We start from the raw sequence: 6599 nt of genomic DNA on the forward strand, positions 1-6599 counted from the left end.
AGATTTCAGTGAACTCGCACGTCGCGCGTCGTTAGCATTGCGCTATGCGCGCGGTCAGGCCGGTGAGGGGTCGCTGTCGAGCATGCGTCTGGCGTTCCATGGTGCACCGGTGAATAATTTCATGGCGCGCGGGCTTGCGGGATCTGTTGGCATCGATCGAAGCAACGTGGTGGCGCGCAACGCACCGGCACCGGCGCGCACGTATGGCTGCGACGCGGCCGGCAACGTGACCCACGGCAACGAGCTGAGCGCGGTGTACGACTTCCAGAACCTGCCGCGACGGGTCCAGCGGACCGGCTCGCCGCACCCGGGCAGCACGGCGTTCCGCTACGCGGCGACGGGCGCGCGCTACGAGGAAGTGACGGGCAGCGGCGTGACGACGCGGCTGGGCGTGCGCGGCTACGAGAAGGTGAGCGGGGCGGGAGTAGTGTCCAGTCCGCGTCACCGGCACGAACTGGGTCCGGTGATCGTGACGCGGGCCGGCGCCAACGAGGAAGTCGTCTACGTCACCCGCGACCGGCTGGGCTCGCTGGTGGGAGTGCTGCCGAACAATCCGTACAAGGGCCTGCTCAAGAGCTACGACGCCTTCGGCAAGCCGCGGGAAGGAAACTTCAAGGACAACGGCAAGACACCGGAAGCGGGCCGCCTGCTGCTGGGCACGCTGACCGAACGCGGCTTCACGGGCCACGGCCACATCGACGAAGGCCGCGTGATCCACATGAACGGGCGGATCTACGACTACGCGCTGGGACGCTTCCTCGGCGTGGACCCGATCATCCAGTTCCCGGCCAACAGCCAGAGCCTGAATCCGTACTCGTACATCCTGAACAATCCGTTGGCGGGGACGGATCCGAGTGGGTACAAGTCGGAGAAGGTGCAATGCACCGGCTCACACGTCGCCCGGGACAACTGTGATGACACGGGTGTCGTGTCGATTGGTGCATCGGACTCCAGCGGTCGTCCCGTCGTCCGCTCGAACGGCCATGAGAATCAGGGCGCTGTCACGACCAAAGAAAGCAAGTTGACGCCATTGGCATCGGACATCCTCAGGACGCAGGCTCGGCTGAACGGAACATTCCAGTTCTCGGCCGGCTCGGACTACTTGATACCGGCGGCCCCGCCCTATGAGCCCCTTGTTGTAACACCGAATGGCGCTTGGTCCGCTTGGGAGCTGCGGGCGATGGCCGAGCAGCAGATGCGCAGGGCGATGGCGGATGAGGTTGTCAGGCGAGATGCGAGGAAAATCGTCAGGATGTTCGGGGCTGAACCCGCGGCTGGTGCGCTGGCGGGTATGGGTGTGGCGAGGGTCGTCGTTACGACAAAGAACTTGATCGTTGGATGGCGAGGGGCGCAAGCTGCAAAGACGCCACTGACCAATGCTGAGCTTGTTCAAAGTGTCGCAACCCGAGCGGAGGCTTGGGGAACTCGACAAGGTCTCGGTCTCGGGCCGAGAGCTGGCACCTTGAAGCACGGCTACGCCGATGAATTGCTGACTCGTTACCAAAACATCTACGGGCAGCGAGGGCTGCAAACGGAAACTTCGTGGCTTGGAAATGCTCCAGCGACGTATGGGACTCGTGATCCTGCCCCCGTTTCACGGACACCCGCCTAAGCAGCGTTTGCCTGCTCGAACTGCTCCGGACTGAGATAGCCAAGAGTCGAGTGCAGGCGGTTTCGATTGTAGTCAACCTCGATGTACTCGAACACGTGCGCACGCGCCTGCTCGCGCGTGGCGAAGCGCTCGCCGTGGATCGCCTCGACCTTGAGGCTGTGGTTCCAGCTTTCCATCGCCGCGTTGTCGTAGCAGTTGCCTTTGGCGCTCATGCTGGCGATCAGGCCATGCTGGTCGAGGAGGTCGCGGTGCTCGTGCGAGCAGTACTGGCTGCCGCGATCGGTGTGCATGAGGACGCCGCGCGGCATCCTGCGGTTGAACAGCGCCATGCGCAGCGCGTCGCACACCAACGAGGCCGGCATGCGATCGCCCATCGACCAGCCCACGATCCGACGCGAGTACAGGTCCATCACCACCGCCAGGTACAGCCAGCCCTCGTCCGTGCCGATGAACGTGATGTCGCCCACCCATGCCTGATTGGCCCGCTCCACCGTGAAGTTCTGCTGCAGCCGGTTCTCCGCCACCGGCAGCGCGTGGTTCGAGTTCGTCGTCGCCGTGAACTTCCGCGCGGCCTTGGCACGCAGGCCCTGACGACGCAGGCTCATCGCCACCTGCCGACGTCCTCGATGCAGGTGACGCGACAGCCGCGGCGCACCGGCGCGGCCCTTGTGGGCCTTGAACTCCGCTTCCACCTGCGCATCCAGCGCGGCTCGCGCCTGTGCCCGCTTCGATGCGCCCCGCTTGCGCCAGTCGTAGTACCCGCTCGCCGACACCGACAGCACCCGGCACATCAACCGCACCGCGAACTCGCCCTCGTGTTCCCTCATCGTTGCGTACTTCACTTCGGCTGCTTCGCGAAGTACGCCGCCGCCTTTTTTAGGAAGGCGTTCTCCTCTTCCACCCGCGCCAGCTCACGCCGCAGCCGCGCCAGCTCTGACTGCTGCAGCCGCTGCGCTTCGTCGTTCTGGCCCTGCTGCTGCGCCTTGGATCGCCACGCGTACAGCTGCGCCGGCGCCAGGCCCAGCTCCTGCGCCGCCGCCGGCACCCCGTCCTTCACCGCCCTCAGCAATGCCTGCTGCTTGAACTCCGCGCTGAAGCGCGACCGCCGCGCCTTCCGTCCTGCCGTCTTCGTTGCCATGATGTCCACCTCGGTTTGCGATAGTGAATCGCTTAACCGGGTGTCCGTCGAGCGGGAGCAAGATCATCGAGGTAGTGCGCGCCTTGATGTTTGGGAGCCAGCGACCGGAACCGTTTTTGACTACAAGTTCGGAAACGCGGTTCTCTCGCTCGCTCAAGTGAACAAGATTACTACCCAAGGGCCGTTGGGGATTCAGCAGATCATTCCGGTTCGTCCATGATGAAAATATCCGCAGCGCAAGCCAAGAGCATCACGAAAGACTGGCAGAATGAGTTCCCAAGTTTGGGAGTTTATAAGCCGCTACATCTCCTGCGGAGGTGTGGTCCCATTTTGGTAGGGTTGTGCCTGAACCGAGCCTCATCTGGCGACATCTACAAACCCACCTTCCACAGCCATTGTTTGCTTCGTCAGTTCCCAACAATCAGCCTGTCGTTAGCGGTGCAATTGAAGGCAGCAAACGGCACGGACGCAGCCGTCTCTGTGAAGTTCCACGAGTCCAAACTGGCGGAGAGTGCGACCAAAATGCGCGCATTGGCTCTGCTTCCTTTCGAGGGAGATTTGAAGCTTTCGCAATTTGACGATGCGTGCGCCAAATGGCTGCGTCAGCAGCAATCACCTTACTGGCCATCGGTTCTTGAGGATCGAGTTCTGCTTCATGCATGGAGCGGAGTGGATTTTGAAAAGACGCTGCGAGAGGCAGAAGCGATACTGAAATCGTGGCCTTCTTTCGTTACTGACAAGATCGGAGGAACATCGGGATGGCTTGCTCGGGTGGATGGAATGGCAGGCGACCGAAATGCCTTGGAGGATACTCTGGCTTCCGAAATTGAAGCACATGGTTTGGTTAACCTGCCAACGGGCTCCTTCTTCATGTGAGTCCGCTTCACCGTCGAAAACTCAGCACGCCGAAAGCACGCGCTGAAAAGAGTTTGCGCGTTCAGTTCGACCGCGCTTTTTGAGAGAGGAAGCCTGTCCCCTAACAGGCGTTAGGCTGGAAGTGTCCGAAGGCTGGCGCAGGGGTGGCGCATCGTGCGAGGGGCGGACATCCATCGGACGTTCGGGCGCTGCACCGCTGTCGCGCGAAGCGACGGCTACCTGGCTGTCCGGCAATCGACCGCTCCGTCACGCTGCCTGCGGATGGGGCGAAGTGCGGCTTCGCCGTGGCGAACGAAAGCGCCCCCGCAGGCATCGCGCCGTCGCTCGCGCGGGGGTGGTTCGGGGGGCGGTCGCTAGTCTTCCGGCCTGCGCTCGGCGGCTCGTTCCTCGCCACGTCGCTCCGGCCTCCAGCCGCTCCCTTCGTTGTGTTGGTTCCGCCCGTCGGCCGCTCCCGCTGCCGCTTCGCGTCAGACGCGGCCGCAGACCCCTCCGCTGCGCTGCGGGGCGGGCTCGTTGCGCTGCGGCGTGGGTGGGCGTGCGGTGCCGCATCAGCGCCTTCGGCGATTGTTTTTGAAGGATGCCCACCCACGCCTCCGCTTCTCCCTTTTTCGGGGTGGCTGGCGATGGTTCGGGCGCTCCATCCGTGACCGGCGCTCCAGACAGAAAGTCAGCCGCCGCAGGCGGCGACGGGCGCGCGCTACGAGGAAGTGACGGGCAGCGGCGTGACGACGCGGCTGGGCGTGCGCGGCTACGAGAAGGTGAGCGGGGCGGGAGTAGTGTCCAGTCCGCGTCACCGGCACGAACTGGGTCCGGTGATCGTGACGCGGGCCGGCGCCAACGAGGAAGTCGTCTACGTCACCCGCGACCGGCTGGGCTCGCTGGTGGGAGTGCTGCCGAACAATCCGTACAAGGGCCTGCTCAAGAGCTACGACGCCTTCGGCAAGCCGCGGGAAGGAAACTTCAAGGACAACGGCAAGACACCGGAAGCGGGCCGCCTGCTGCTGGGCACGCTGACCGAACGCGGCTTCACGGGCCACGGCCACATCGACGAAGGCCGCGTGATCCACATGAACGGGCGGATCTACGACTACGCGCTGGGACGCTTCCTCGGCGTGGACCCGATCATCCAGTTCCCGAGCAACAGCCAGAGCCTGAATCCGTACTCGTACATCCTGAACAATCCGTTGGCGGGGACGGATCCGAGTGGGTACATGAGCCGCATCGGTCGTTACATGCTCTCGCGGATCCATGCGCAAACGAGCAGTTGCATGGGAGTGGGACACTGCCAGGAATACAGCGACAAGATGTTCCTGATGGGTGCAACTGCGGGGTTGCGTGCGGGATTGACCGCGGGTGGTGTACCGCCGGGGAAGGGGCCGAGGAACGGAGCGGACCTTGCGAACCGGATAGCGAAGGCGTTTTCCACGGATGCGGATGAGATTGGGGCAGTGGCGGCTCGCATCGATGGCGCAGCTTTCGCAAATGGGGCGGTGACGGCGGCGTTTAGTTATGCGTTTGGGCAGATGGCTCGGCGAGGCCGTGGCGAACTCGGGTACGATGCGCGAAAGACGAGTGCTGGCGGCGTTCCGTACAGGACAGATGCTCCGGAAGAGTTCGCCGAGTTGCTGAATAGGTATCCCGAGATCGGGGAGAAGATGGACGCCACGATGGCAGCATCAGACCGTTGGGGTCCAAACAAAGAGCAGGGCTTCTATGGATACACGCCGGACTCTGGAAGCGGTCCTGCGAAGTTCGTCGATATGCCGCAGCCGGTTTTCCGCTGGGACTCGCTTACGTTCGGGCACATCCCGTACATGCCGCCTCCCGCGATTAGCGGATATTCGCTTGATGTCGTCTACCACTCGCATCCTTTCGATGTTTGCTTCAATCGATGCATGCCTGGACAAGCGCAGATGGGACCCAGCCCGAAGGATGGGCTGATGACGACGGTTCACCCGTCGGCCTTCCATGTCATCCAGCAAACGGGTGGTCACACGTACTACTACGGTCCGCGTGCGCTGAACGGAAGGTAGGGAAGTCATGATCAACCGTCTCGCTATTTCGTCAGCCGTCTTGATTGCTACCGTCTTTCTGGCTGGGTGGATCGCGCTGGGGAAGGCGCTTGTTCTTCTCGCTGGCTACGATCAAGCGGTGTTTGAGCTAACCGGAGAATTGGTGCCGGTGTGGTCGGTTCGCATTCAAGTGATTGCAGCCGCTGAACTCATCGTCGCTGTTGCGATGGGCGGCCTCGCTGCCGTTGGCTTGAGTGGGCGGCGCAGGGCTTTGCCATTGCTCCCGTACTTCGCTCTGGCGTTCACTCTCGCAGAGATTTCTGAGCTGATCAGCTATCTATTGGAAGTTGGCGTCCAGCCCTTCCCGACTGTCATGCTCGTCAAGATAGCCATGTGGAGTGGGTGGCTGGTTCTCAATGTTGTGCTCTTTCGCAAACGCGATGATGCCGGCCTCAATCCATCGTCCTAACATGTAGTTGCGTCAACGAAGCCCCGCGCCAATCGCGCGGGGCTTCGTCGTTTCAGCGGCTGGCGGTCCGCTTGTCGGCGCCAGCGCCGAACTCGCCGACGATCTGCCGGGCGCGGTGCTTGGCGATCAGGCCCTCGATCAGCGCCTTGATGGCGTTCTTGTCCTCGTCGGGCAGCTGGGCCAGCGTCTCGAAGTGCAGCCGCAGATCGTCGTCAGGTCCGCGCTCGTCCTTGTCGAACAGCAGCACGTCGGCGCTGACACCGAGCGCGACGGCGAGCTTGCGCAGGACTGAACCACCCCGGCTTTCGTGGAGGCTGTTTGGTTTAAGTCAGACCAGCTCGGCAACGGGCCTCTCGGCGAGTTGCCGGTAGTAGTTTGCCTCAGCCTCTGCCGGCGGGATATGGCCGATCGATCCGAGGAGGCGCTGGGTGTTGAACCACGACACCCATTCCAGCGTCGCCAGTTGCACCGCCGCCTTCGTCTTCCAGGGGT

At 62.9% G+C, this 6599-nt stretch carries 6 protein-coding genes and 1 pseudogene; 4 read left to right on the forward strand and 3 right to left on the reverse strand.

What is annotated here, in order from left to right; all coding sequences use genetic code 11:
• The first annotated feature begins 82 nt into the window (after positions 1-82).
• A complete protein-coding gene (locus tag KF907_RS10810; RefSeq protein WP_291220171.1) occupies positions 83-1612 on the forward strand; it encodes an RHS repeat-associated core domain-containing protein in 1530 nt (509 codons plus the stop codon).
• Here the strand turns inward: KF907_RS10810 and KF907_RS10815 are convergent.
• Positions 1609-2750 (reverse strand): IS3 family transposase gene (locus KF907_RS10815; protein ID WP_291220172.1). Its coding sequence is split into 2 segments (ribosomal slippage): positions 1609-2492 and positions 2492-2750, totalling 1143 coding nucleotides; the frame shifts between segments, so codons are not numbered across the junction. The two genes, KF907_RS10810 and KF907_RS10815, sit on opposite strands and share 4 nt — an antisense overlap.
• A gap of 216 nt (positions 2751-2966) precedes the next feature.
• On the opposite strand from KF907_RS10815, the gene KF907_RS10820 reads away from it, so the two are divergent.
• The 3 genes from KF907_RS10820 to KF907_RS10830 all read left to right on the forward strand — a co-directional run bounded on the left by KF907_RS10820 (position 2967) and on the right by KF907_RS10830 (position 6107).
• Complete coding sequence (locus KF907_RS10820; RefSeq protein ID WP_291220174.1) at positions 2967-3626, forward strand: hypothetical protein; 660 nt, start codon at positions 2967-2969, stop codon at positions 3624-3626.
• 722 nt (positions 3627-4348) lie between these two features.
• On the forward strand, positions 4349-5659 hold the full coding sequence (locus KF907_RS10825; RefSeq protein WP_291220176.1) for an RHS repeat domain-containing protein: 1311 nt from the start codon (positions 4349-4351) through the stop codon (positions 5657-5659).
• A gap of 7 nt (positions 5660-5666) precedes the next feature.
• Positions 5667-6107 (forward strand): hypothetical protein, encoded by a 441-nt coding sequence (locus tag KF907_RS10830; protein ID WP_291220178.1) that lies wholly within the window; start codon positions 5667-5669, stop codon positions 6105-6107.
• Between the two features lie 52 nt (positions 6108-6159).
• Here KF907_RS10830 and KF907_RS10835 read toward each other — a convergent pair whose 3' ends face one another.
• Positions 6160-6354 (reverse strand): hypothetical protein, encoded by a 195-nt coding sequence (locus KF907_RS10835; RefSeq protein WP_291220180.1) that lies wholly within the window; start codon positions 6352-6354, stop codon positions 6160-6162.
• Positions 6355-6435: 81 nt separating this feature from the next.
• A pseudogene (locus KF907_RS10840) lies at positions 6436-6599 on the reverse strand (IS3 family transposase); the annotation flags it as partial.

This window comes from Dokdonella sp. (assembly GCF_019634775.1).
Classification (GTDB): Bacteria; Pseudomonadota; Gammaproteobacteria; order Xanthomonadales; family Rhodanobacteraceae; genus Dokdonella.